Genomic DNA, 25,700 nt, shown 5'->3' on the forward strand with positions numbered 1-25,700 from the left:
GTTACAAAAAAACTTTTATTTCAGTGAGTTAAACAAAGTTCTCGTTTACTTCCATTGGGATCACGGTTAATAATGCACGTTGGCCGAGGGCAACTTTAGCATTTGGGAAGATAATTGCTTCGCCTTCCACTTCAGCAAATATCTCAGTGTCTCCATCTGTTGCAAGCAGCTCGCCTTTAGCGAAACCAGTAAAGTTCACCGCAGAATCAGGGAATGGGAATGAAAACGCTTCACAAGTTCGGTTAATCGTTCTATGCACTGTGAACAGCTCAAAATCTTTTGCATCGAATTCTTTATATTCAACTTCTTTTTGGCTAATTAATGCACTAAGCGTATTCTTGGTCGCTTCAAAGCTTGCCATATTATTTTCACCAAACGGCTTTACTTGACCAAGTTCTACTGTGAATGCATCCGCATCAAATTGCTTTGAAGAAAAATAACTGAAAGTCGTGGCGGCTGCGCGCATCATCAGTACAGTGTTTACACCGCATGATAATAAAAACTGTAGTTGTGACTTTTTCCAAGGTTTGCCATGCAAGAATGGATACACAGCAAACTTTTCGTTTTTAGAACCACGAATAGCTGTGTGCAGATCATAATGCGCACGATAACGGCCCGCTTCTACGCTGGTGAAAAACTCACGCACATAGTTTTCTAAATTTGCCGCGCGAACTTGTTCTGGGTTATCAGTTTTATTTTCGTGTGCGCCATTGAATAAACGGTTTAAGTTTTCGTCAACAAAACGCTGACCAATATTAATTGACTTCGGATTGCCGTAGATAAACAAAACACGTTGTTTCAGTTCTAGCTTGCCAGTGATAATGTGCTGGATCAGCTCATCACAAATTTCGATTGGTGCGGTTTCATTGCCATGCACGGCACTTGAAAAAACAAAGTCTTTTTGAGTTTCGCATGCAGGGGTAAATTGAATAACACCAGTGTCAATTACTTTAACCTCAGTACCGTTATCCAAAGTAAATTGACTAGGTGCTAATTCAAACTCATTATCACGAGTGATGGTTAAAAAATCGCCGGTTGATTTTAATGTATCAAGGTACATACTGTCACCTTATGAGAGATGTAAAAAAGAAAAAGGCCATTAAAAAATGGCCTTTAATATCAGATAATTTAGCTTATTACACTGTCTACCAATGCTTTTGCTTCTCTTTCAAGCTCTGCAAGATGTGCTTCACCTTTGAAAGATTCTAAATAAATTTTGTAAATATCTTCTGTGCCAGAAGGTCTTGCAGCAAACCAGCCTGAAGCAGTCACTACTTTTAAGCCGCCAATAGCTGCGCCATTACCTGGTGCATGCGTCAGAATGTCGGTAATTTCATCACCGGCAAGCACAGTCGCTTTCACGTCATCAACACTGAGCGCTTTTAATCTGGCTTTTTGCGCATCATTTGCTGGTGCATCGATTCGTTTATAACTTGGTGCACCAAATTCTTGTTCGAGTTCTTTATATCGCTCAGAAGGTGTTTTACCTGTGACAGCTAAAATCTCAGCTGCGAGTAAGCCTAGAATAAACCCGTCTTTGTCTGTGTTCCAAACATCACCATTTTTTCTTAAAAATGATGCGCCTGCACTTTCTTCACCACCAAAAGCAAGCCACTTATCACTTAAGCCTTCAACAAACCATTTAAACCCAACTGGTACTTCATACACTTCATTGCCATGGCTTTGCACAACTTTGTCAATCATGCCGCTTGAAACCAGTGTTTTACCGACTTTGATGTCTTTTGCCCAGCCTCTGTGTTTTAGCAAATAATCAATCGCTACCGCCAAGAAATGGTTTGGATTCATCAACCCATCTTTTGTCACAATACCGTGTCGATCATAATCAGGGTCATTACCTATACCAATATCAAAATCGTCTTTAATTTCAATTAGATTTGCCATAGCAAACGGTGAAGAGCAATCCATTCTAATTTTGCCATCTTTATCTAGTGGCATAAATGCAAATCGAGGGTCTACTTCATCGTTGACAACCGTCATATTCAGCCCAAACTTTTCAGCGATTACAGGCCAAAAATTAATGCCTGAGCCACCAAGAGGATCTATTCCAATGCTCACATCAGCTTTAGCTATCGCTTCTAAGTCAATAACATTTGCTAAGTCTTCGACATATGGTGTGACCAAGTCTTCATATTTGATAAACCCAGAACGCTTCGCTTTAGCATAAGGAAATAGCTGTACTTCCACCAAGTCTTCACGTAGTAACTGGTTAGCTCTTTGCTCAATCCAATTCGTTACATCTGTATCAGCAGGACCACCGTTTGGTGGGTTGTACTTAAACCCACCATCTTCAGGCGGGTTGTGTGAAGGCGTTACAACGATCCCATCAGCTAATTCATGTGGATGTGTTCTGTTGTGACAAACGATCGCATGACTTACTACGGGCGTCGGAGTAAAGTCATCATTTTCTTGAGTAATTACCTGAACTTCATTAGCAACGAGTACTTCAATTGCCGAATTAAACGCTGCCTCTGACAACGCATGAGTATCTTTGCCTAAAAAGAGAGGACCAAATATGTTATTTGCTTTTCTGTAATCACAAATAGCTTGTGTGATTGCAAGAATATGTGACTCATTAAACTTTACATTATAAGAACAGCCACGATGACCAGAAGTGCCAAATGCTACGCACTGTTCTGGGTTTGTTTCAAGATCTGGCTCATTCAAATAATAAGCTGATACCAGCTTTGGAATATTTGCGAGCTGTGATTTAGGAGCTTTTTTGCCTGCGTTTGGATGGTTTGCCATCACATTTCCTTATAGGTAATCTCGAACTGTTTCTGCCTGCTGCTCAGTGTAGCCTAAAATTAGGGCCACTTCGTGCAACATCATCTTTTTACGCGTGGTATTTGAATTTGTCATGACCCAATATTCACTGTCTGTGATATTTTTTGGATTCATACTACTTCCGCTTTCAAGCAACGCTTCTTTACTCATTGCAAAGTAAATCCTATCTCGCCCTTTTATTTCCAGTACTTTATTAAACTGAGCTTTGTGCGTACGGTGAAACGCTGCAAGAATAAATAAAAAGCGCCCTACTACGCCTTTTTGCATAGCAAGCTCTTCTTTATTTAAAATATTAAATACATTCGCAGATTCTTTTACTGGCTCAGGTTTAACTTCCGCTTTACTTTCTTCTGGAACTGGCTCTACTTGTGTAACCTCGGTTTGTACTGCTACCGAAGCACCTTGAACTGGCTCTAACTCTAGTAAACGACGCAGGATCTGTGAGGCGCTCTCTCCAATACTTTGCGTGTTGCTTGCAATATATTGATAAAGCTCGTCATCTATTTCTATTGTTTTCATGCTTGTCCTGTCATTTTATACATATACCGCATTTGGGAGGGATTATATCTAAATTTTTCTTCTTCCTCTACGGCTTTGATTTTTGATTTAAGGCTGGCAAAATAGCGACACAAATTTGGAGGTAGTATGTTACTTAATTTTAAGCAAAGTGGACTCGAGCAAAGTAGCGCCAAAACTGTCATATTAATACATGGCTTATTTGGCTCATTAGAAAACCTAAATATCATAGCCCGAGCGTTAGAGCCACAATTCAATGTCGTCAATGTGGACTTACGAAATCATGGCCGTTCATTCAAAAGTGACGATATGAACTATCAGGTCATGGCGCAAGACATATTATCTCTGATTGATCACCTCAAACTTGAACAAGTGATTCTTGTTGGGCATTCAATGGGCGGCAAAGTCGCGATGCAAGTGGCAATGCTTGATGAGCAAAAAGTAAGCAAACTTGTGGTACTTGATATCGCACCTGTGCAATATCACCCTAGACATGATGGCATCATAGCTGCACTAAATAAAGTGACAAGCAGCACACCAAAAAGTCGAAGTGATGCTGACAAAATCATGTCAAATAATATAGAAGAGCTTGGCGTAAGACAGTTTTTATTAAAAAGCTTGGCAAAAAATGACAACGGTGAATTAGAATGGCGTTTCAATTTGCCCATAATAGAAAAAAATTATTCTAAGATTATCGACAACATAGATACACCTCGTACCTGTTTGTGTGATACGCTATTCCTCAAAGGTAATAACTCCGACTATATACTACCAGAACACAAAAATGAGATTGTAAGTGCGTTTTCTAAAGCACGCGCAAAAATCATTCAGGGAGCTGGTCACTGGCTGCACGCTGAAAAACCAGAAGCTGTCAATCGTTCAATTATTGATTTTATTCAATAATTGTCGGAGATTTTTATGTGGCTAAACTTAATTTATTGTAGTTAGGTATGCTATAGTACCCGCCGTTTAAGGTTTTAGTAGTGCAAAGATGATCAGTCAATACATAAATGAGTTTGAAACTCTTGGTTTTTACTTTGCGCTCGCATGTATATTTTTTCTTATTGGAATGGCTATTCAAGACGTTCTTAAGAAAGGTGACGTGCCTAAATTTGGTCGATACATCGTTTGGCTGGTGTTGTTTTTAGGTTGTTCAGGTTTTATAGCCAAAGGTGTAATACAAGTGTTTTGGCAAGGTGCGGGTGTTGGTTAATGGCCAAGTCTGAATTAGATAGAACAACTATCGACTTATTTGAAAATGAAAAACGCCCTGGTCGGCCCAAAACAAATCCCTTACCAAGGGAAATGCAGCTTAAGATCAACAAGCGTAATCAAATTAAAAGAGATAGAGCAAGAGGTTTAAAGCGCGTAGAGTTCAAAGTATCTTCTGAACTGTACCAAGCATTGAGTGATATGGCTGAAGAGCAAAATATTAGCCGTAGCGCACTCATAGAGACCATCTTGCAAGAGAAATTAGCGATTAATAGATAAAGGTAAGTAATTAATGGCAAGCGTAGGTATTTTTTTCGGCAGTGACACGGGTAACACCGAGCACGTTGCTAAGCAAATTCAAAAAGAACTAGGTAAAAAGCTAATTGATGTTAAAGATATTGCGAAAAGCAGCAAAGCTGACATCGAAGAGTTTGACTTAATTCTATTTGGTATCCCTACTTGGTACTACGGTGAAGCACAATGTGACTGGGATGATTTCTTCCCTGAGCTTGAAGAGATTAACTTTGAAGGCAAACTAGTTGCTATTTTCGGTTGTGGTGACCAAGAAGATTACGCTGAATACTTCTTAGACGCGATGGGCATGGTAAATGACATCGTTACTGAGCGTGGTGCAATTGTTGTTGGCCATTGGTCAACTGAAGGCTATGAATTTGAAGCGTCAAAAGCACTTGTAGATGACAATCATTTCGTTGGTCTAGGTATCGATGAAGACCGTCAACCTGAGCTTACTGAGCAACGTATTAAAGCTTGGTGTGCACAGGTTTATGATGAAATGTGCCTAAGCGAATTAGAAGATTAATTCATTGAATTAATAAAACAAGCTTTGACTTGTTGCCCGTGCACGTTATTCTTAAGAAAATGGTCGTGCTTATTCTTAAGAATTGAAGTAAAAAGATAATAGATTGAGACAGATTAAATGACTGATCACAACTTAGAGCTTAAAAAGGCGGGCTTAAAAGTCACCTTACCGCGAATTAAAATTCTTGAGATTTTACAATCTCCAGAAAATCAGCATATCAGCGCTGAAGATGTTTACAAAATTTTGCTCGATAAGGGCGAAGAAATTGGTTTAGCAACTGTTTATCGTGTACTGAACCAGTTTGATGATGCCGGTATTGTGACACGCCACCACTTTGAAGGCGGCAAGTCAGTTTTTGAATTGTCTGGCAGCACACACCATGACCACTTGGTTTGTTTAAAGTGTGGTAAAGTTATTGAATTCGAAGACGAAGTTATCGAAACTCGTCAGGTCGAAATTGCAACGTCTAACGGTATCAAACTAACAAACCACTCTCTTTATTTGTATGGTGAGTGTGTCGATGAAGAAGAGTGCAGAAGATTTACAGAGTCTGATGATTCTTAATTCGATAGCGTATGCAATTTAAATTAAAAGCCAGCTTTATGCTGGCTTTTTAAATATATGATATTTGGATAATAAATCAATTAGGCTTTTTCAAGCCGATATAACGCATCAGCCACCTGCTTCAGATCGACTTCACTCACAAAGTCATTCGATAAAGTTAAAATAGCATTGAGATTATTTTTGAGCTTTTCATTGCACATGGGCTCAGGCTTAAGCGCTGTTTGCAGCAAATGCAAGGACATATCAGCTATCAATAATCGTTGTTTTTCGGACCAGTCATCGTCCCCTTCAACGGCAGTATGATGCACTATTGCTTGCTCAACTTCATCGTGGATCCCCCAACTCAAGGTTAAGATCTCCTGTCTTTTTCGTTTATCCATAGCTCCCTCCTCTCCCATAAGAGACTGCTACAGAGTCAGTCAGATTTCAATTGACAATTCGTCATATGCTAGTCCAAATTTTACTACTCGCAGTAGTGTAAATTTATGACTTTGGATTTTTTGGATAGTAGTTATCAGGCTGTTTTGGGCACAACTCAAATTCTCGGGTATTTTTGTAGGGAAGCTTCATAAACCCTGCTACACCATAGTCTTGAATGCTCACTGTATACTGAATAATTTCTTTCAGTAACGCCGCAAAAGCAGCCTCTTGCTCTGCATCTAACAGCCGATAGTAGTAGTGAATTTTTAATCTATCACTCAGTGACTCGAAAATGATACAACCTGTGTGATGAATTTTATTCAGCTCAAAAACACATTGAATAATTTGCTTCGGTAGCTGCAACTGCTCATCAGGATCTTTACCATCTTCAAAATAGGAATGCGGCCTAGTTACTTCTGACGCCGCAACATGACTTACGGTGTACTGTAACTCAGGTAGCTGCTCAAATATATAAGCACCGGTTTCGTCACGCTCTAGCTGAATAGTCTGCCTTGCGTCAAATAAGCAGCATTTGAATAAGCCCTTCTGCTCTATTCCCTGTGCCAGCATAACCGTGGCATTTACCGCATCCGTAAAAGCACTTTGCAAGCTTTCATCATGCAACATCAAGCTCGACTCAACATATAACGACTCTTGCTGCCAGTGGAAACTCAACCCACCTACAACAGGATATTTAGCCAATCGACTAATAGACGCTAAAAATGCTTTTTCCGTGTCGCCAGTATCAAATAAGAACTCTTTATAATATCTGTCAAGCTGTGCATCATTTACGTCTAAAAGCTGTTGGTTATGATCAGCACGACGCAAAAATTGCTTCCTAGAGCTGTAGACCACGGTATCTGGCAGGTCTGTTTGCGTAGTCGTCCAAAACGGTATGTTTGCTTTTATTTGAGGTGATTCTATATCTGGTAAATATACTTTGGCCATGGCAGGCATATTGCGGATAAAATAATCACCCGCATTATCCCTGGTTATTTTATCTTTACTCAACATACCATCGATAACTTTTGCAAATTCAATTGGTAGCCCTAAGCTAGTTGCAGGGATCACCTGTGCGCCAAAGCGACAAGATTGCGCACTTGCCAATGCGTAAATAGTCGAAGCCACTCCCTGCTCATCAAATCGCGGAGAAGAGCGTGAGCCAGACATTTGCTCGTCACCAATAAAATAGACATCCCCCATTCGGGCATTTGTGCTTGCAATATCAGAAGACATTAAATCCATGATATTGCTGGCTACAGGTTCTCCGTGTACATCAATTTGTGCGTAAACAGAGCTGCCCCAATCAACCAAAGAAAATGCATCTGAGTGCTGATCCCAAACAATATTCGAAGGCTTGATGTCACCATGCACCACGGGTTGCAAAGACATGCCATTTTTTCGCTCACGTAAGTCTTGTAACACGTTTCGTAATTTCAGTGCTAAATGAACCAGAACATGGGGTTTTAGACGCCCCTGCTTTAAAGAAACCTGCTCAAGATCTTCTCCCTGCGCTCTGGCCATCATTAAGATCCCTTGCTTTTTAACTCGTTCAAAAGCAAAGAACTTAGGGACCATTGGATTATTTATCTGGGATAACATATAAGCTTCGTCTTCAAGCCTATCCCTCACACTTTGCGCTAAGGTAATACGAGAAAATTTGAAAACCCACTCCTCACCGCTGTCTTCTATGCCTGCAAACACAAATCCAAACGCGCCAGAGCCTATTAATTCTACATCTTGATAGCCTAAGAGCGATAACTGCTTCTTACAGATATTGAGCCACTGACGATGTTTTTTTGCATCATGGTGAGATAGCAAATAAATCGATTGCTGTTCATTAATATAGAAGTTGTGAATTGACTGTTTGCTCACGGCGCGACTTAATAAAACTAATTTGATGAATATATTGAAAAAAAGGCCGACAAATGTCGACCTTTTTTGGGAAAAATAAAGTGTATTTAACGTATTTTATGCTTTTTCAATTTTCGCCCATGAATCGCGAAGCCCAACCGTTTGGTTGAATGTTAAGCTTTGTGACTTGTTATCGCGACTATAATAGCCTAGTCGTTCAAACTGGAAGCCTTGCTCTGGGCTTGCTTTTGCAAGTGATGGCTCTAATTTCGCATTTGCAATAACGACTAATGACTCAGGGTTTAGCGTAGTCGCAAAATCTTCAGCAGCCGCTGGGTTAGGTACATTAAATAGACGGTCATACTGACGTACTTCCGCTTCGATACAATGTGACGCAGAAACCCAATGAATTACGCCTTTAACCTTACGGCCGTCTGCTGGGTTTTTACCAAGTGTATCTGCATCATATGTACAATAAATAGTCGTGATATTACCTGCGTCATCTTCTTCAATGCGCTCGGCTTTAATTACATAAGCATTACGCAAACGTACTTCTTTACCCAACACTAAACGCTTAAACTTTTTGTTCGCTTCAACGCGGAAGTCCTCACGCTCAATGAAAATTTCACGAGTAAATGGCAATTCACGCTCACCCATTTCTAATGTTGGGTGGTTTGGTGCAGATAACATTTCAACTTTGTCTGCATCATAGTTTTCGATGACAATTTTAACTGGATCTAAAACAGCCATCGCACGTGGTGCATTTTCGTTTAGGTCATCACGGATACATGCTTCAAGCATCCCCATTTCAACCATGTTATCTTGTTTTGTAATACCAATACGCTTACAGAATTCACGAATAGATGCCGGTGTGTAACCTCGACGACGTAAACCCGCAATTGTCGGCATACGCGGATCATCCCAGCCTTCTACCTGACCGTTAACGACTAAGTCATTAAGCTTACGCTTAGACATCACGGTATATTCTAGGTTTAGACGAGAAAACTCAATCTGCTGCGGTTGACACTCAATGCTGATGTTCTCAAGTACCCAATCGTATAAACGACGGTTGTCTTGGAATTCAAGCGTACACAACGAATGCGTGATCCCTTCTAGCGCATCTGAAATACAGTGCGTGAAGTCATACATTGGATAAATGCACCACTTGTCACCAGTCTGATGGTGGTGAACAAAACGGATACGGTAAATAATCGGGTCACGAAGTACCATGAAAGAGCTAGCCATATCGATCTTTGCTCTAAGTACACATTCACCTTCTTTGAACTCACCATTTTTCATTTTTTCGAAAAGCGCTAAGTTTTCTTCAGGAGATGTATCTCTGTGCGGACTATTTTTACCAGGCTCAGTCAATGTACCGCGATATTCACGTGCTTGCTCAGGAGACAAGAAACATACATAAGCTAAGCCTTTTTCAATCAGCTCTACAGCATAGCCATATAGCTTGTCGAAATAGTTTGATGAGTAGCAAATTTCGCCATCCCAATCAAAACCTAGCCATTTAACATCTTCTTGAATTGAGTTTACGTAATCGATGTCTTCTTTTTCTGGGTTCGTATCGTCAAAACGTAAATTACAAAGGCCTTTATAATCTTGCGCTATGCCAAAATTAAGGCAGATTGATTTAGCATGACCAATGTGTAAAAAACCATTTGGTTCTGGCGGGAAACGCGTATGTGTTGATGCGTGTTTGCCACTTGCCAGATCACCATCAATGATATTTCTGATGAAGTTAGTTGGGCGATTCTCTGTATCCGCCATAGGAGGTCTTTCCTCTGAATTTGTAGCTTGTTAACTGACGCATTATTACAAATTAATTTGGTAACTTACAGCGCTTATCGACTCATAAAGTCGATTTATTTGATGTTTTTTATATGGTGAGTAAATTACATGCAAAATTAGTCCTGTGCTGATGACACCTCACTACTTTTCTTGCCATCTAATTAGCTTTAAGCGCCTTGGAAATTTTGTAATCTGAAAATGCCTTCCACGCATACATGTGGCAGATTTAAGACATAGTTGGCTTATTTATTGTAAGTTAGCATACATACAACCTAAAGGCCTTTGCACTCAACCAAACTGTTAAATCAATATAAAGCACGAGTCTGTATAAACTTTTCATATTCCGTGTGACTTTTATTCACTTATTGTTCATAATGTGTTCTAGTAATAGGGTCTAGATCAAACTCAACGGATTGAGTTAAATCACGAATTACCATAAAGTAAGAAAGGAAATATGATGATAAAAAAAGTGTTGGCAATTCTGCTTACTTTTAGCTCTATATATAGTGCAGCCGCCTTAAGCTCGGACAAAGAAGCGACTAAAGCAAACTATAAAGTGTGTCATTATAAGCTGACCTCAGCAAAGAGTAACTCAACATATCCTTCATGGGAAAACAAGACAGTCCGACCTTGGCAAGATTGCCCACCTAGCTGGACAGTTGCAGCGCCTCATAGCAAAATAACTGTTGGTATTTACGTTTACTTATTTACGACATATCGCTAATTTAAAAGTATTTAATCTGATTTATACAAATCTTAATCAATGGCATTAAAACTTTTTAGCCTGCACAAAAAGTACTTTCCCATACTTTAAAAAACATCCTTTTTTACTTTTTTCAGAACATTCCAAAGATAAAAAAGCATTCATTAGTATTGATTTTTGAGTATTTAGTACGCCTTATTTCTTCCCAATGTGCTTACACTTTTTTAGACCGTAAAAACATGTAAAGGAAAACTAATATGAAATACTTCACACACACTGTGATGATTATGGGCGTAATATCCGCATTAAATACAACGGCTTATGCTAATGAGCCGCAAAATTCAGCGATCCGTGTTTTGATTGACGACCAAGGCACACCTTACATTCACAAAGACGATGCGTTTGATCCTTGGCAAATTGCGCCACTTCCTTATTATCAAAAAACGGTCGCCGCCTCCGGTGGATACTTTCATTATCGTCCAAGCAGTGAAAGCTCCCCTGGATATGCTTACAATGAAGGCGCTACGTTTGCAGTTGGAGAGTATGGCATGGTCTTTAGATATCAAAACGATACTTGGCAACATGTATTCGGTTGCTTGGGTGCCGCAGATGTTTCAACGTATAGTCCCAAACACGCATATTGTGTCACACAAACTGGGGATTTGAAGAAATTCAATTTGGTAGCTGAAAAGTTTGGTGGAAATTATGGGATCCCCAATAAGCGCATTGTAAAAATTGATGTGAATGAAACTGGCGCTGTTTGGGCAATCACGGATGACAATGAACTTTACCAGCGGAACAACGGAAATTGGCATCAAATTAACATAAACTGTCCGCAAACATGCACCCTCAAAGATGTCGCAGTTGGTAGTGGTGAAGTCTATGTCACCGCACATATATTTAAAAATACACGTGGTTCACAACAAGTTTATAAACTCAATGGTGATGAGCTAGAAAAGTTTGGGCACTTTTATAATATTGACGTCGATCGCGATAACACGATTTGGGCAATTTCATATGATTCAAAAACCCTTCACTATAAGCGCCCGGGCATGATTGATTTTGTAGAAGAGCAAAGAGTAAATCATGCTACAGTTGTGGATATTGGCGGGTAATTAAATCATTTTTAATTGGCCAGACACGTAAAAGAAGTTATTCTGGTCAATAAACTCTTGGCTTTAACATTTAGAAAAGCTCGCCCTCTCTGCTCACCTCATGTTAATGTTAACCTTTAATAATCATAAATACTTCATTAAAAAAGGAATTTAATTGCTAAAAAGCATCACATTATTTTTTGAAAAAATATTTGAGTGGCATTTATATTTTTTAGGGTACCTTGTATTTTTACTCTTATATTTACAAATTGTGATTGTGCCAATATTCTTTATGAGTTTGCTAGGCTCCATTGCATATTTACATTTTGACCACTTTACTGCTTCAATTTTAATAGTAGGTTGTTTATTACTGGGGTTGTTGATTGGGTTATATTGGGCAGAGCGAACTCGTCGTGGCCTCGGCATTATTACTTTCCATGCATACTTGCTCTCAACACCAGAAATCGATGGTCATGGAACACACCTTCGAAGCGAAATAAAAAAACAACATAATAAAAAAGCTGCCTAAGCAGCTTTTTTATTATGTTGTGGTCAAATACGCTAAACGCTGTTTAAAGCGCTCGCTAGGTACCTTGTGCCACAGCTCTTTATCAGACATCTCTTTACTGAATGCTTCAAGGTCATTTTGCACCACATAACGTTGGATCCGTCTACGAGTAGTCGGAGTATAATCACCGCGGTAACGCAAATCGATTAAGATGTCTTTAATTTTAGGATGTAAATTTTCCCAATTTACCGGCCCGTATACCTTAACGCAATCAGCTTTATCACAGATGCGTTTAACATCTTTTGCCATCACTTCATATGTCTGCTCAAATAATAGGACTTGCTCTTTCGGGCTGACCTCAAAGCCTTGTAAGCCATGTTTTTCTATGAACTCTTTTGCCTCACTGCCATACAAGCCAGATGCTTTTGCCAGCAATTGGGCGTCTTCAAAAGCAACACCTGCTAGTTTTAAAGCTTGGATAATTTGCTCCGAACTGCGATGCTTCAAATCAAAGCCTCTGCCAATAGTTAGACCGGAGTACTGAGATGGCACGTGTAAGACACGGCTGTGGTATCGACCGCCCTCTTGCCCTTCTTGTTCAAATGTAAATTGGCCCACGCTAGGCTGCTGTATACTCATGCCTCTTTCCCTAAAAATATTATTTTGACTAGATTAAATCAGTCAAATGATCACTCAGATGATTTTCTATATTGGGTAAATTTAGTAAAATTCAACCCTATTGATGCAGGACATGCTCTTTTCGCATATTGCCGACAAGAGAAAAATAATTGATACCTGCAATTATCCAATCATGTAACTTATCCGCAGGTATTTGATTTATTTGATGCAGCGTTTGCTCGCACATTTGGCTACTTGGTGAAATACCATAATATTTTTGCATTTCATGGAGCATTATCGCTAAAAGGCCGTTAACGTTAAGCAGCAACAATAACTCTGCTGTTTTTTGATTCTTTATACGCCCACCTTTAAACTGTCTCCAAAGCTCCACTCCATAGATTTGCTTAAATAAAACTTGGATTTCCTTATCATTAAAGCCTTGGCTATATAAGCTTTCCAAATGCATAGTTTGATTATTAATATCGTAGTTATATTTAAAGTTTTCTTCAAAAACATATCTAAACGCTTCTTGATAATTTGCCACAGAGTCTCTCCTTAGCTTCTTTAAACACTGACGCAAAAACTTTTTATATGTGACAAAAAACCAAGGCGTAATTTATTTAATTAACTTAACTTCCCTCTGATCTGTAAAAAGACCAAACTCAAAAAGTCTGACAACATAGACTTAAATTCACTATGGTCCTCAAAATTAGGGGGGAATGGAAAGTGCGGAAATTGGTTCTCTGACGGCATATTTTGATAGTAATAATCGTCAGCAAAAAACAATGGCTGTGTTTGGCTTGTCACTAAGTCCGTAATGTACTTAGCATAAATAAACGCATGATTTGGGCGCGTAAATATTAGTAACCTATTTTGTGCCAATCCAGTGTCAAGATCATCTGAATTTCCCGAAAAGACAAATGACACTTGTGTGATAACCTCTATCGCTTCGCTCTCTTCAAACAATGTTTGCTTCTCTATCTCAATATCCGCAGTATAACCTTGCTCAACCAATAAAGATTTAGCCAACTCCAAGTGTGGTAGTACGCGATTTGTAAATAAGTTATTCAAATGTTGGAGCAAATACCTACGATTATACTCCAAATAGGCTTGTACTTTATTTTCTGCAACTTGATACTGCTGTTGACGCACTTGATGTTCCTCAATTAACGCGCGTAGATTCGAATGATTATTTACAGGCATACACTTCTCCATATTTAATTGGGACCAGCTCACTCGTTCGCGAGTCCATTTGATAATTGGTCTTGGGTTTGAGACACATCATTTGCCATATAATGTGTCTTCGTTTTAAGTTTTATTCTGGATTTTTTGTTGTGAGTTGAATCAATTTAAAAGCCGTACTGCCATTCAATATTGATTAAGTCATTATTCAGCCAAGGAAGTTGAACAATCCCTAACCCCCACGGAAGCTTCATAAGCAAAATATCTTGAGGTTTACTATCGATGACAATGCAAACACCATTTGCGGTCAATTTGACTTCACCTGCTCTTTGTAAAAACATGGATTTAAACGCATCAGCTGGCATGCCTTTTAAGGCTTCCCAGCGGCTTATTGCTGCATTTACCATGTTTGTAATTTCATCACGTTCCTGTTCACTTATTGTGGCTTGCTCTTCGTATCTATGTTCAAGAGGTAAGCCGAGCAGCGCGTTAATAACAAAAGTCTCAGCCTCACCGTCATCAATTCCTACGAGGTCGCAAAGCAACGCATGCGCTTTGTGTTGCGAAGCTTCGCTCTCAAATGACATGCCAGATTCATCCACATTGTCTAGTAACGCTAATTTGTTAAATAAAATTTCTAAGAACGGCCAAAGTAAAACAACGCCAGCATCGACACTGATAAAGTGCTCAGAAGACTGCTGATAATGATATTTCAGCTCTGCCAATGCTGCCTCACTGTGTGTCTTAATATTTTGTGCATTCAAGTTGGCGAGTCTATTACGCTGTTTATTAACTTGTAGAGTCAGCCCTTTAAGCACTTTGCTTGTACTTCGCGCTAAAAGTGGAGGCGCCTCTTTATCATTAACATGCGATACAGTTTCAATGTCCTCGTGACTAGTGTTAGATAGCTGCAAGCGTTTATCTAAAGCGCTGGCTTCGAACTTTTGTTGAGACTTAGATAACCTGGCTTCAAGTTGCTGTTTAGGCAGCGGTAATAATGTGTTGCCCTCTAATTCGCTCTCTGGCTGAGCAACTGCACTGCTATCCAAAGTGTGTTTCACGTCTCTTTTATGTAATTCATAAGATACAAGCTGATTTTTTACTTCTTCTAGTGTCTTTGCCGAGCGCAGCTGACCAATTGACTGCAGAGCATAATCCAGGTGCTCTTTACTATTTTTCTGAGGTGAAATTGGGGAGCCGTCACTCTCAGCTTGATTATCAGCCTCCCTTGTGATGACTGCATTTAAACTATCTTGCACTATTGTATCTTTAGTATCTTTTTGGTCGAGCTGATGCTCATCAAGCAAAGACACCCACCACATTGATGACTTTTGTAATTGGCTTGGTAAATAGGGGTTTAGCGCATATAGCTTTTTTCTAATACCATCAAACGTCCACACCACTGAACTTAAAAGTTGTTGTGCCTCTTTGCCTGCAGGTGATACTAAATCCACTGGAAATAAAGCTTTCCAACTGTGCACATAAGACAGCAATTTAACCACCACCTCATGGCAAGCATGCAATTGAATTCCCAATTGGCTGGCTGAGATCACTTGTTGCAGCGCAGTCATATAACGCTTCAACTGAGTGACCATTACCAACTCTCGAGCGAGAACAAGCCCAGAGGGAGCTATTGGCTTATCTGATTTTGGATCTTGCGTTTCAACGCCCGCGTCTGGTAGCCCACCAGCCTCATTCCTGCTCACGTATTTGGCTGATTGCTTGTGTGCATCAAACAACAAGTCATTGGTTTGGTTTGTACCTATTGAGTGTAGAGTACTTTGCTGCATCATTCTGATGTGATTGACTATCTGTCCCAGCTTTTCACAAACTTGCGCCAACGTACTCAGTAAATTGTTTACAACCGACACCTGAGTTTGAGCATCAAGGTGGTTTAGCTTAGATTTAGCATACTGTTCGGCTAATGAGCTGTGTTCAATTTGCCCTATGCGCTTTGTTTGGCTTGCAATAAGCTGCTTTAATTTTGTCGCACTGGCCTCAAACATGTCACTTCGAACAATTAACTGCTGCGTTTCATCCACTTGCGGTAATAAGACAGACAGCGTTAATTCTAATTGCAGCAGCTCAATTTGCTCTAATTTTGCTCGCTGCTTGCCATCAAATACAACACGCATAGATGGCTCAAAATAACTGACCTCACTCAGCATATGCTCTGCAGAATCACGCAGTGCTGTATGCTCATTTGCGGTGCTCTTACCTGACTCGATATCTGTGTTTTCTTGTTGTTGCTCAACTCCTACAGACTCATTACTAAAATCCGTAAGCTGAAAGCCCGATTTCCGCTGTTCAATTCGCTCATATTCATTACTCAGCCATGCATGCACTTGCTCAAGCAAGGCGCTATATACCACCACTTCTTCTTTAGTGCTGTCACTTCCTTTACTACCAAACACATTTGTAAAGTAATGATTGAACTGAACAATAAATTGCGATGGTATATTGGTGATTTGACAGAGTAGCGCAAAAATACGTCGTGCATATTTTGGTGATTGCTTAGGTGCCCAATTGCACTCTGCCGCAGTGTGCTCTATCGCTTTGCGTTCACGAGCAATTAGATGAATTACCCTATTGCTTGCTCTATGATTTCTGTCATATGGACTTTCAGCCAATAACATTGCTGCCAATAATCGCTGAATAGGCGCTCTTACTAATACGGGTAATGTTTGCTCGATGTCGTATTTAGCGATAAATTGACGCCAGTGAATTTGGCTCAAATATGGCAACTCTCCTGAGCTTGTTTGAGCAGCCAAAAGTTGAATTAAACGCTCAAGCGCACGAATAGTTTGTCGGCAACCTCCACCTAGCGCGCCTCTGATTTGGGCTAATAGATAAGGTGTGCCTTGCTCGACGATTTCTACCGTCTGTTGCGGTAAGTCAAGACCTGTACCACGATGTTCCAACACTTGTGTCAGCGCACCTGAATGATATGGCGCGAAATTGGTTCGATAATGAGGTAATGCCTTTGTTTTACTACTTACCTTTTTCAGCACATTTAATAGTGATTTACAATCTTTAGTCGTTATTACCGCTTGGCCTTTTACTGCAAACCAGGTACTCAGGGCCCCAAAAATAGTCGGCTTTGTTTTTATTGAATTAGCGACACTTTCTCGAACCGTTTCGTTAAACGCGGTATGCTCTTTATAAAATTGATAGCTTTGCACAAGCAGGGCTAAGCTTCTTTGACGAGTATGTAGACTTGATGCATATGCACTTCTCAGTAACTCAATGTCGAGCCACAATTGATAATGCTCTGACTCAGATAATCGAGTTAAAAACGCCATTGAACGACTAGAAATAACTCCTTCACTGATCACTGCAAGTGATGCTGCTAAAAGTGCCTCATCCTTATAAAATGCGTCTATAACATGCTTGCGCAAGCTTGGCCATTCTGCGCTATCTACCAAACTTAAAAATTGTAAAGGGCGATGATGCAAACTCAGCTCGCATGCTTTGACAACATCCAACATGGCCTGTTTTGACACAGCTGTTTTACCGTGCGCGATTAACTCACCAAAAAGCGGCGCTGCCAGTGCGTAATTATTTTTAGGTAATTGACGCACATAGTCACTTAACTGCTGCGCCAAGGCGACATTAAAAGCCGGCTGAAAAATAGCTTTGAAATAGCTCTCTGGGTCGCTTTGTAATCTGTGTAGATCAATGTCAGGTAACACAATTTCGAGATCACTTAGCGTCACAGAACCCATCGGCAAAGTTATGGACGGTAAATCAATTTGGAGTCGATTTATTTCCTTAGATAACCAAGTTTTAAACAGTGACTCTAGGTCAGCAATACGATGCTGACCTGAGTTCACCAGATGTGCAGGGGCTTCTAATTCAGCCCCTATTTGACCAATTGCTAACCTCATCATTAAATGTGGTCATTGCGCCAGAAGAAACGCGAGTGATTTAGTGGCCTGTCCAAATAAACCGCATGCCACAAGTAGTCACCATGGTGCTCTTCCTGCTCTTCTAGGTGATAACAGCCCACACTGAAGATGTGATCACCCTCACCTTGTTGTGCAGTATTGCGTCGCCAGAACCCTTTACAAATTAAGTTTTGACACTTATACGCACCGCCACCGTGTAGTTGTGCTGCGTTATTAATCGCAACCACTTCACTGTCATCACAGTGAGCAACCGCACCGCCGCGCTCAGCTTGACAATTTTCGGCGTTAATCTGTGCATACCTCAAGCCATAAGCAGCACCACCTTGGCGGCCAGCTCGGCAGTTACGAACATTATTGGCAGTCAGGTTGGTTACATCTTCACCATAAATTGCACCACCATCGCCACTGACGGCATGGTTTTCAATCACACAATTAAGCTGTATTTGATCTGCATAGCGCAAATTAAACGCGCCACCATTGCCTTCATAAGCACTCAATTCTCTGGATACTTCATGAATCGCACCATCAAACGTGAAACCATGCATCTCAACGTGTTTTACCATCGAATCTCTGTCACCGCGAATAAGGAAACGGCAACCTGCATGGGCTTTTACAATACGAGTTTCTCGCTCATTAAAACCGACAATGCTCAGGTTTGATCCCACTTCAACGGAGTTTTTCAGCTTATAGGCTCTTGAAACCTGACGATGACCGTTGTGCGGGAACAACAAGATGGTCATGTTATGCAAACAGTCTCTAGAGAAGATTTCGTCAAACTCTTCTTGGTTGTGAATTGCTACAACCTTTTTGCCGCGACCAAAGCGCCATGCATGCTCATCGACATACGCTTTCACTGCAGCCTGCGTGGCAAGGACGTTGTCAGACGCCATTTCACCGCCAAGCTCACAATCTGGAGATATCGCCTCAATATGCGGCCCTTCAGGAAGCTGCAATTGCGCGGGTGCAATTTGACCTTCTACAGCACAGTCACCAAAAATCTCTGCGCCTTGCTGCAAGTGAAGCCTGCTTTCAAGCAACAAATCACCTTCCACGGTCAATGTGTCCGATACTCGAACATCTCCACGTACATCTAATTTATGTTCAGGTACTTTACAACCAATACCCACATTCGCGTTGCCATCAACAATAAGCTCAGAATTGCCACGCACTGCGACATCAAGTGCTGATTCACCTTCACTGGTGTTTACTGCCACCATAGCGCTGTCATTATGGGATTCGCCAACTTTGAGGCTGTGCTCTGTGACTAATTTAGCTGCTTGTATTGAACCACTGACGAAAGAATTGCCTTTTACATGGGTATCACTGCCAAAGTTTGATTCCCCTTTCACTGCCAGATGGCTGTGGATATCCACATGCGGCTTAAACACAACTTGATTTGCAGCATCGAGCCCTTCAACCACTAAGCTGCCACGCACCGTCGTGTCTTTATCAAAGTGAACCGCCTCTTTGAAGAACGCATTACCTCGAACCGTCAACTCTTCACCTAGGTGTAAGCTCTTTGCAAAGTCAGCATCGGCCAGCAGGTTTAATTTACGCTCAATCGTTGTCAGGCCTTCGATAGTTACTGTATCTTTGAACAGCGCGTCATCATACACAGTTAAATCTGAGCGCAGTTCAACATCGCCTAATATTTTCGCGCCATCTAAGCACTCAAGTAGACCAGTACCGCGTAGCACTCCATTGAGCTCGATATCTCCTTCAACCTTAATATCACCCAGAATATCCAATTCTACTTCTGGTTGCGCATTGCGGATCCCCACTTTACCATCTTTAAATACAATCGGGTTGACGCCTTTGTTATAAATCGCTAGGCCATACTCAAAGTGATTTTGATCAACACTCAATTGAGCACTGCGGCGTGTGGTTGAGGCCTCCTCATCAGAGGCATGCATTGCCAAACCAATCCTTGTTTCACCCTGTAGCTCTGACGTACCGTATACGTTCACGTTGCTTCTAAAGCTTGCGTATTCATTAACATGCAGGCTGTCGTCTATTTCCACTCGTCCATTAACAGCGAGGTCTTTTCTAAAGCAGGCATCTTCTCCGACCTCGAGAATATAATCTGGGCGCTCAACACCCAGGCCTAAGTTTCCATGACTAAATACCAATTGTGCTGCGCCGCTAGGGTCATCAATACGAAGCGCTTGTTGGTCTGTTTCGCAAATGTGAACTCTCGCCGTGGCTTGATAAGGAGCCAAAGACAAGTTGCCCGCAACATTTACGTCTGTTCTAAAGCTGGCATCATTATTTACAGTCAGTGCATCTCGACCTTCTGTGCCCTCAATTTCTACACTGCCACCAGCATAATGTTCACCTGCAACAGATAAATTCTCTCCGATTTGAGCGCTGCGCCCTACCTGCAGATTTGATTTAATGTCACTGTTACCATCAACAGTCAGATCAGCATCCAGTTGCACATTCTCTGAAACAAGAAGCTCTCCCTCCAATTGTGACTGACCCGCAACAAATAACGCCGCTCGTTGCACATCGCCAGAGTTATTGGTCACGCTGACGTGCATGCCATTTTTCAGCTCAGCATGACCCAATAATTTAGATTTGCCATCCACTATTAAAGCGGTGCCTGTATCTTTAATGGTTAATTGGCCTGTAATATCAGCAAGACCTGTGACAGCAAAATTAACGCCATCTGTTGGAATTGCTTGATTAATGGCAAGTTGACCCGCTGCTGCCAATATTTCTGCATCTTGCGTCTGATTAGTAATTTTAAATACTGGGCTTTGTGATAACTGAGTTAATGCTAACTGGCTACTTGCAAAGTTCACTGCCACATGTTCGTTTTCAACGATAGAAAACTCACCGAATAGCTGCGAATTACCATACACATCAAAATTGGCAGATTTTTGCTCGCTGCCCACTTGGGTGTGCATTAACGACGCGCTAAAGCCGCCAAACTCACTGCTTTCATTGGCAACATAGACGCCTTTGAGCGCCGTGATATCTTTATCAAACAGCGCATTTTCGCCAACATGTAGGCTTTGCTGAGGACTTGATTGGAATAAACCAATCTGCCTGCCCGTTGCATTCATAACAGACGTGGTGTTAAGCCCATCAAAATAACTGATGTCGACACTTTGTGGTTGACCATTATGTGCCAGCACACCCAATTTCGCACCCGTCGTCCAATCACTTTGTAAAGCACTCGATGCAATAACCACATGTTCACTGACGTCAGCTTGATGAATAGTCGCCTCATCCGATACCGTGAGTTCTGGCGTTATGATATTGCCTTTCACAGTCAATGTTTGCTCTTGAGCTGCACTGCCCATCACGGCCTGATCATTATCAATACGTAGTAATGGGTTTCCTTCCTTGTCAGCAACAAGTAACGATGGCTCATTTATCGCCGTACTTTTAACAGTAAGTGTTGCTGATGAATTAACCGCTTGCTCACCCACGGTTAGATTATCCTTTACAACACCCTCGCTTGCACTAAGCTGCGTGTCAGTGATGATACTGTTGCTTGCATGGATTGAATTAAACGTAGCGTGATCTTTTACATCAAGCGTCGTGTTAATAAGCGCACCAGCATCTGTTTGCACAGGAGTACTAGGTGTTTCACCTACTTGCAACTGACGTGTGCGTGTTTGCCCGTTAATTTGTGCATCTTGATTAATCGTTAGATCGTTAAGCTCCGTGCTGCCAGCAGTTAACGTATCCGCAATCTGCGCTGTCTCTGCGTTCACTTGCCCCGTGGCTGTTAAGTCATCTGCAACATATGTATGCGCGAACATATTGATTGACTGCTCACCCGCAAGCGGCATATTAGTGACTTTGACTAAATTCGTATTGCCATCGCCAATATTCAGTAAGTCTCCGCTACCTGCTTGAATATCCACTTTCGCATTAGGTGTTTCTGAGCCAATCGACAACATCCCATCAATATACGCATCACTTTCTACGTTCAAATTACCTGCAACGTCCGCTGCTTGCTCTATGCGCACAGTGCCAGAGAAATGTGCGTGCCCATCTTCATTTAATGCAATGTGAGGATGATCTTTATCTTGTCCAACTAGCACCGAGTCCGCAACATGGAAGCGCGCTTTAGGCACACTGGTACCCACACCCACTTTACCTTCTGGGTTAATAATAAATGGCGTATTGTCTTGATTTAGGTCATCAACTCGGAATAAATCACTGGTATCTGATGAGCGCTTGCCGATATGTAGTTTGGCCAAGGTGCTATTTTCATCTAGTCCAACCCCTAACATAGGCGCTTCTACATGCCCTGCAAAGATTGCATTTTGCGCACTCAGCTCACCGAGTAGCATGGTGCGCTCCTCGACCGATAACATTTGCGTTGAGGTATTACCGCTCATGCTAATGTCATTTGTCACAGAGATAGAGTTTGCTTGAACATTGCCTTCAACGTTAACATCTGCGTTTACTTCAACATCACCATAAGCCGTGACTTTTGGATTGTCATCATCATCCAAGCCCGCTTCCAATGTTTTTATTGTCCCTTTGCTGACAGATAACGCACCTGCTCTTAAGTGCTGATTAATATCCGCAGTTTGCGACTTGATACCTTGAGTTAACTTAGCACTACCTGTAACATGCAATACCTCTTCTGACTCAGGTAGCACTTCGACTTTGTCATAAATGGAGACACTTTGTGCGTCAGCAGTCAATACATTACTTTCACTGTCTGATGCAGACACGACCACATCATGACTAATTTTTACCGCATCTGTATCGACTCTAAAACACTCAGTCTCACCATCAGGACTGACGGTTAACGGTGACGTGACGGCAATTTCCTGTGCATCTGCATTTTTCACTACAGCGATAGGATCGTCTATCTGGTTAAAACCGGAGCGAATGAGTGACTCAAAATCATCCCCAGTAGGCGTTTTGAGGTCGTCAAACTTTTCAATTAATTCAGCGCGGCTGCGCTTAGTTACTATGGATGTTTGGTCACATTCGACTAACACTTCTTGGTCACTGACTTTGTTCATTCTTCGTTTCCTTCAGGATCTATACGATTTGGCACGCTGGTTGCCACGATAAATTTCGAAACCACCGCGGTGTTTGAGTTAATTTGTGAAAAAGACACAGGCAAAATGGGTTTAAGAAACGGCAGTGGTGAATACCCAACCGTAAACCTGGTATTGTTTGATTGTGCAAATGCATTGGGTGTACAAATGTGGTCAATGCAAAGCTGTGTTGCTAAATAAAGTACTTGGTCAGCACTAAAACCATCAGGGTAAAGTGTACTGTTATCATCAATTATCCGCGTAACAGCAGCATGGACTAAAGCGTATGTTTGCTCATCTATTTCGATGCCTTCAGGAAGTGGTTCGCAGGCATATTCAGATAATATCTGTATCAGGTATGCTTCAAGTACTTCCATTCCCTGAGGTTTTGCGAGCACATAATTGATAATGAGCTTAATCATGTCTTGTGGATCTGATATCGCTAAAGTCTCAAGCAGGCCACCAATATCTTGTGCAACACTGGCAATATGCGCTTGCCCATCTGCAAATCGTTCACGTTGCGCCTGACCATAAAAATTGAGCCATCCAAAATACAAGCGCTCAAATAAGCTCATTTGCTCTCGCGTGAGCCAAATACACTCAGCGGATAAATGTAGCGGCCTGTGCTTAGCAACCTGACTTTCAACTAACACCCTAAATGCCGGGTTTTGCAGTCTAGTTGTCCAATTCGGCAACACACAATACAAGTGACCTGTTGTGGCGCTGGTGAGCAAGTCGCTTTCAAGTAGGTAGAAGCTTTCTCTGTTATGGGTTGCCAGTGGCATTTGCCCTTGGTGCGAAAAACCAAGGTTACGCATAATTAAGCGACTTAGACTTGCAAGATGGTCCGTTTTGGGTTCCTTGGATAAATAGTCGAAGCCACGACAACGGTTTTCCCCCAGTAAGCCGACTTCTGTCAATAACCGACACTTATCAATGTACTGACGTAAAAGTACCAAGCGCAATAATAAGTCATCTTGATCATTTGGATCTTGGTGGCAAGCACCAATGATATGAACATAAAAACCAAAAACCTCACGATACTTCAGCAAGTTGGCATTGGGTAACTTGACCGAAAATCGCGCCAATAAATGCGCTAGGCTGTCATTTAATCGTGTCAGTTGAACAATTGAAAAGTCGGCTTCTAATTGTTGCTGTAAGCCACTTTGCTCATAGTCCTCTAGTGCCCGCTTTACCAAGTGATTAACACCACTTATTCCCGTAACAGCTTGACTCAACTGGGTGTGTGGCAGCAGCGTTACTCGGTGCCAAAACTCATCAAGTAAAGTTTGTGACAGCGCTTCGCTGGCCAGCATGCGATCCATTATTTGGCCTAGACGTTCAAAATGTTCGCACTGTGGTAAAGCTAAAATGTGTGGCAGTACATCTAATTGCTTGTGTTGATCTGCTAAAATTTGATCGAAAAGGTGTAAATACCCTTTAAATTGCAGTAGCTGTGCTTTTTGTTCTGAATCGATATCTCGGCTTAGCGATTGATCTGCAACGGCATACACTTTTGGTAGTTCATGCTGCAAAGAGCGGTATTGGCTTAATGATAAATAGTCTTCAGTTTCAGCCACCACCTGAGCAATGCTACCAGTCGGTTGCTCCAAAATGTATTCACTGACCAATTGCTTTATTTGCTCAATTTCTTGGTCATCAAGTACATAACTTTGGTCTTCAATTACTATTGAAATGGCATCAAAAAACTGCTCAGTCAAAAAGCCAAGCTCAGGTGCTAAATTAACTGACTCGGGCTCTAAGTCTTGTATTTCAACCTGCCAATAGTCATAACCCGGTTGCGAGCCACTGCCGACAATAAATCGGAACTCTTCTACTTGCTCAATGTTAGGGTGATTGCGCAGCGCATCTAAAATATCTGAGCTATACAGGTGTTTTTTTACTGGCGTATTTTCTAAGTCGCTATCCAGAATAAAACCATGCTTTAGTAATGGCCCAACATAGACATCTTCAACATACATGCCCTTTTCTCGCAGTTGCTCCCCGGAGTAACGCGGTAAATTAGGTGAAATTTCAAGCGCCACTTTACTCAGAATATCAGCCATGACTTGTACCAAGTCATCTGCATCTTGGAGCACAAGGTTCATACCCAAATGCACAGGTACCGACTTATAAAACTCAATATTGCCAAGCTGATGTGTCACACATCGCGCATTAGCAAACGCGCTATGGACTTGGTGGCGCAGGCTTTCTTCTGATACGGGGCTATTTGGCACAGGCTGTACGACTAAGTCAAACATAATCGCGCCGCTTTGACCTTCATCACGCACAGTTATCGTGATGTTTTTTACACTCGGAATATCTAGTAATAATCGTCGATAATCTGCAAGCGTGACGCAGTGGCTGAACATGACTTGCTCTGACGATAAAAACTGTGTCACCGCAGACGCTTCATCAGGCGTTGGCGTGGTTAAATCTTCAACGGAATAATTAAGCTTATAACTGAGGTCCGAAAGCACAAAGGCCAGTACTTCAAGTAAGGTAATGCCCGGATCAAATACGTTGTGATCGCTCCAAGTCTCTGGCGCGAGCTTTTGTAATTGCGCTATACCTTGTTCTCGCAGCTCGTCTAGGTTTTGCCCAGAGTGCAACAAGGCATCTGAAGCAATTTTCAGTGCATTGGTTTCCATGATTTTCCTTTGGAAAGTAAGTCGATATGG

At 41.4% G+C, this 25,700-nt stretch carries 20 protein-coding genes; 8 read left to right on the forward strand and 12 right to left on the reverse strand.

The window, feature by feature from the left end; translation table 11 throughout:
* Nucleotides 1–28 precede the first annotated feature (28 nt).
* The 3 genes from astE to seqA form a co-directional block, all read right to left on the reverse strand.
* Entirely contained in the window at nucleotides 29–1,060 is a 1,032-nt protein-coding gene (gene astE / locus QNM16_RS05230) for a succinylglutamate desuccinylase (RefSeq protein WP_284019508.1), read from the reverse strand.
* 68 nt (nucleotides 1,061–1,128) lie between these two features.
* Nucleotides 1,129–2,766, reverse strand: coding sequence for a phosphoglucomutase (alpha-D-glucose-1,6-bisphosphate-dependent) (gene pgm / locus QNM16_RS05235; protein WP_284019509.1), 1,638 nt, complete (start codon nucleotides 2,764–2,766; stop codon nucleotides 1,129–1,131).
* Nucleotides 2,767–2,775: 9 nt separating this feature from the next.
* The gene (gene seqA / locus QNM16_RS05240) at nucleotides 2,776–3,324 is read right to left on the reverse strand and encodes a replication initiation negative regulator SeqA (protein WP_284019510.1); all 549 of its coding nucleotides are present in this window, start codon (nucleotides 3,322–3,324) and stop codon (nucleotides 2,776–2,778) included.
* A gap of 126 nt (nucleotides 3,325–3,450) precedes the next feature.
* Between seqA and QNM16_RS05245 the strand changes: the two genes are divergently transcribed.
* The 5 genes from QNM16_RS05245 to fur all read left to right on the forward strand — a co-directional run bounded on the left by QNM16_RS05245 (nucleotide 3,451) and on the right by fur (nucleotide 5,917).
* Nucleotides 3,451–4,224, forward strand: a complete 774-nt coding sequence (locus tag QNM16_RS05245) for an alpha/beta fold hydrolase (protein WP_284019511.1) — start codon at nucleotides 3,451–3,453, stop codon at nucleotides 4,222–4,224.
* 88 nt (nucleotides 4,225–4,312) lie between these two features.
* Nucleotides 4,313–4,534: a DUF2788 domain-containing protein gene (locus tag QNM16_RS05250; RefSeq protein WP_023399386.1), complete on the forward strand. Its 222-nt coding sequence runs from the start codon at nucleotides 4,313–4,315 to the stop codon at nucleotides 4,532–4,534.
* Nucleotides 4,534–4,812, forward strand: a complete 279-nt coding sequence (gene ybfE, locus QNM16_RS05255) for a LexA regulated protein (protein ID WP_023399385.1) — start codon at nucleotides 4,534–4,536, stop codon at nucleotides 4,810–4,812. Before QNM16_RS05250 ends, ybfE begins: the two co-directional genes overlap by 1 nt.
* A 13-nt stretch (nucleotides 4,813–4,825) precedes the next feature.
* Entirely contained in the window at nucleotides 4,826–5,353 is a 528-nt protein-coding gene (gene fldA, locus QNM16_RS05260) for a flavodoxin FldA (protein ID WP_235407096.1), read from the forward strand.
* 117 nt (nucleotides 5,354–5,470) lie between these two features.
* The gene (gene fur / locus QNM16_RS05265; RefSeq protein ID WP_284019512.1) at nucleotides 5,471–5,917 is read left to right on the forward strand and encodes a ferric iron uptake transcriptional regulator; all 447 of its coding nucleotides are present in this window, start codon (nucleotides 5,471–5,473) and stop codon (nucleotides 5,915–5,917) included.
* Nucleotides 5,918–5,997: 80 nt separating this feature from the next.
* Here the strand turns inward: fur and QNM16_RS05270 are convergent, their stop codons facing one another.
* The 3 genes from QNM16_RS05270 to glnS all read right to left on the reverse strand — a co-directional run bounded on the left by QNM16_RS05270 (nucleotide 5,998) and on the right by glnS (nucleotide 9,970).
* Nucleotides 5,998–6,297 (reverse strand): hypothetical protein, encoded by a 300-nt coding sequence (locus QNM16_RS05270; protein ID WP_063363943.1) that lies wholly within the window; start codon nucleotides 6,295–6,297, stop codon nucleotides 5,998–6,000.
* 103 nt (nucleotides 6,298–6,400) lie between these two features.
* Nucleotides 6,401–8,212 carry a protein kinase domain-containing protein gene (locus tag QNM16_RS05275; protein WP_284019513.1) on the reverse strand — a complete coding sequence of 604 codons (1,812 nt, stop codon included), beginning with the start codon at nucleotides 8,210–8,212 and terminating at the stop codon, nucleotides 6,401–6,403.
* A gap of 96 nt (nucleotides 8,213–8,308) precedes the next feature.
* A complete protein-coding gene (gene glnS, locus QNM16_RS05280; RefSeq protein WP_063363945.1) occupies nucleotides 8,309–9,970 on the reverse strand; it encodes a glutamine--tRNA ligase in 1,662 nt (553 codons plus the stop codon).
* A 475-nt stretch (nucleotides 9,971–10,445) separates the two neighbouring features.
* On the opposite strand from glnS, the gene QNM16_RS05285 reads away from it, so the two are divergent.
* From QNM16_RS05285 to QNM16_RS05295, 3 genes are all read left to right on the forward strand, one after another.
* Nucleotides 10,446–10,715, forward strand: a complete 270-nt coding sequence (locus tag QNM16_RS05285; protein WP_284019514.1) for a hypothetical protein — start codon at nucleotides 10,446–10,448, stop codon at nucleotides 10,713–10,715.
* A gap of 236 nt (nucleotides 10,716–10,951) precedes the next feature.
* On the forward strand, nucleotides 10,952–11,809 hold the full coding sequence (locus tag QNM16_RS05290; RefSeq protein WP_284019515.1) for a tectonin domain-containing protein: 858 nt from the start codon (nucleotides 10,952–10,954) through the stop codon (nucleotides 11,807–11,809).
* Between the two features lie 154 nt (nucleotides 11,810–11,963).
* Nucleotides 11,964–12,317, forward strand: a complete 354-nt coding sequence (locus tag QNM16_RS05295; protein ID WP_284019516.1) for a hypothetical protein — start codon at nucleotides 11,964–11,966, stop codon at nucleotides 12,315–12,317.
* Nucleotides 12,318–12,329: 12 nt separating this feature from the next.
* On the opposite strand, the gene QNM16_RS05300 is transcribed toward QNM16_RS05295, so the two are convergent.
* From QNM16_RS05300 to QNM16_RS05325, 6 genes are all read right to left on the reverse strand, one after another.
* Nucleotides 12,330–12,935, reverse strand: coding sequence for a lysozyme family protein (locus tag QNM16_RS05300; protein ID WP_284019517.1), 606 nt, complete (start codon nucleotides 12,933–12,935; stop codon nucleotides 12,330–12,332).
* A gap of 97 nt (nucleotides 12,936–13,032) precedes the next feature.
* Complete coding sequence (locus QNM16_RS05305) at nucleotides 13,033–13,458, reverse strand: hypothetical protein (protein WP_284019518.1); 426 nt, start codon at nucleotides 13,456–13,458, stop codon at nucleotides 13,033–13,035.
* Between the two features lie 80 nt (nucleotides 13,459–13,538).
* Nucleotides 13,539–14,117, reverse strand: coding sequence for a hypothetical protein (locus QNM16_RS05310; RefSeq protein ID WP_284019519.1), 579 nt, complete (start codon nucleotides 14,115–14,117; stop codon nucleotides 13,539–13,541).
* 146 nt (nucleotides 14,118–14,263) lie between these two features.
* Nucleotides 14,264–17,986, reverse strand: coding sequence for a contractile injection system tape measure protein (locus tag QNM16_RS05315; RefSeq protein ID WP_284019520.1), 3,723 nt, complete (start codon nucleotides 17,984–17,986; stop codon nucleotides 14,264–14,266).
* Complete coding sequence (locus tag QNM16_RS05320; protein ID WP_284019521.1) at nucleotides 17,986–23,001, reverse strand: hypothetical protein; 5,016 nt, start codon at nucleotides 22,999–23,001, stop codon at nucleotides 17,986–17,988. The genes QNM16_RS05315 and QNM16_RS05320 overlap by 1 nt, the downstream gene beginning before the upstream one ends.
* Entirely contained in the window at nucleotides 22,998–25,670 is a 2,673-nt protein-coding gene (locus QNM16_RS05325; RefSeq protein ID WP_284019522.1) for a hypothetical protein, read from the reverse strand. Before QNM16_RS05325 ends, QNM16_RS05320 begins: the two co-directional genes overlap by 4 nt.
* Between the last annotated feature and the right edge of the window lie 30 nt (nucleotides 25,671–25,700).

Source organism: Pseudoalteromonas umbrosa, assembly GCF_030125375.1.
Taxonomy (GTDB): domain Bacteria; phylum Pseudomonadota; class Gammaproteobacteria; order Enterobacterales; family Alteromonadaceae; genus Pseudoalteromonas; species Pseudoalteromonas umbrosa.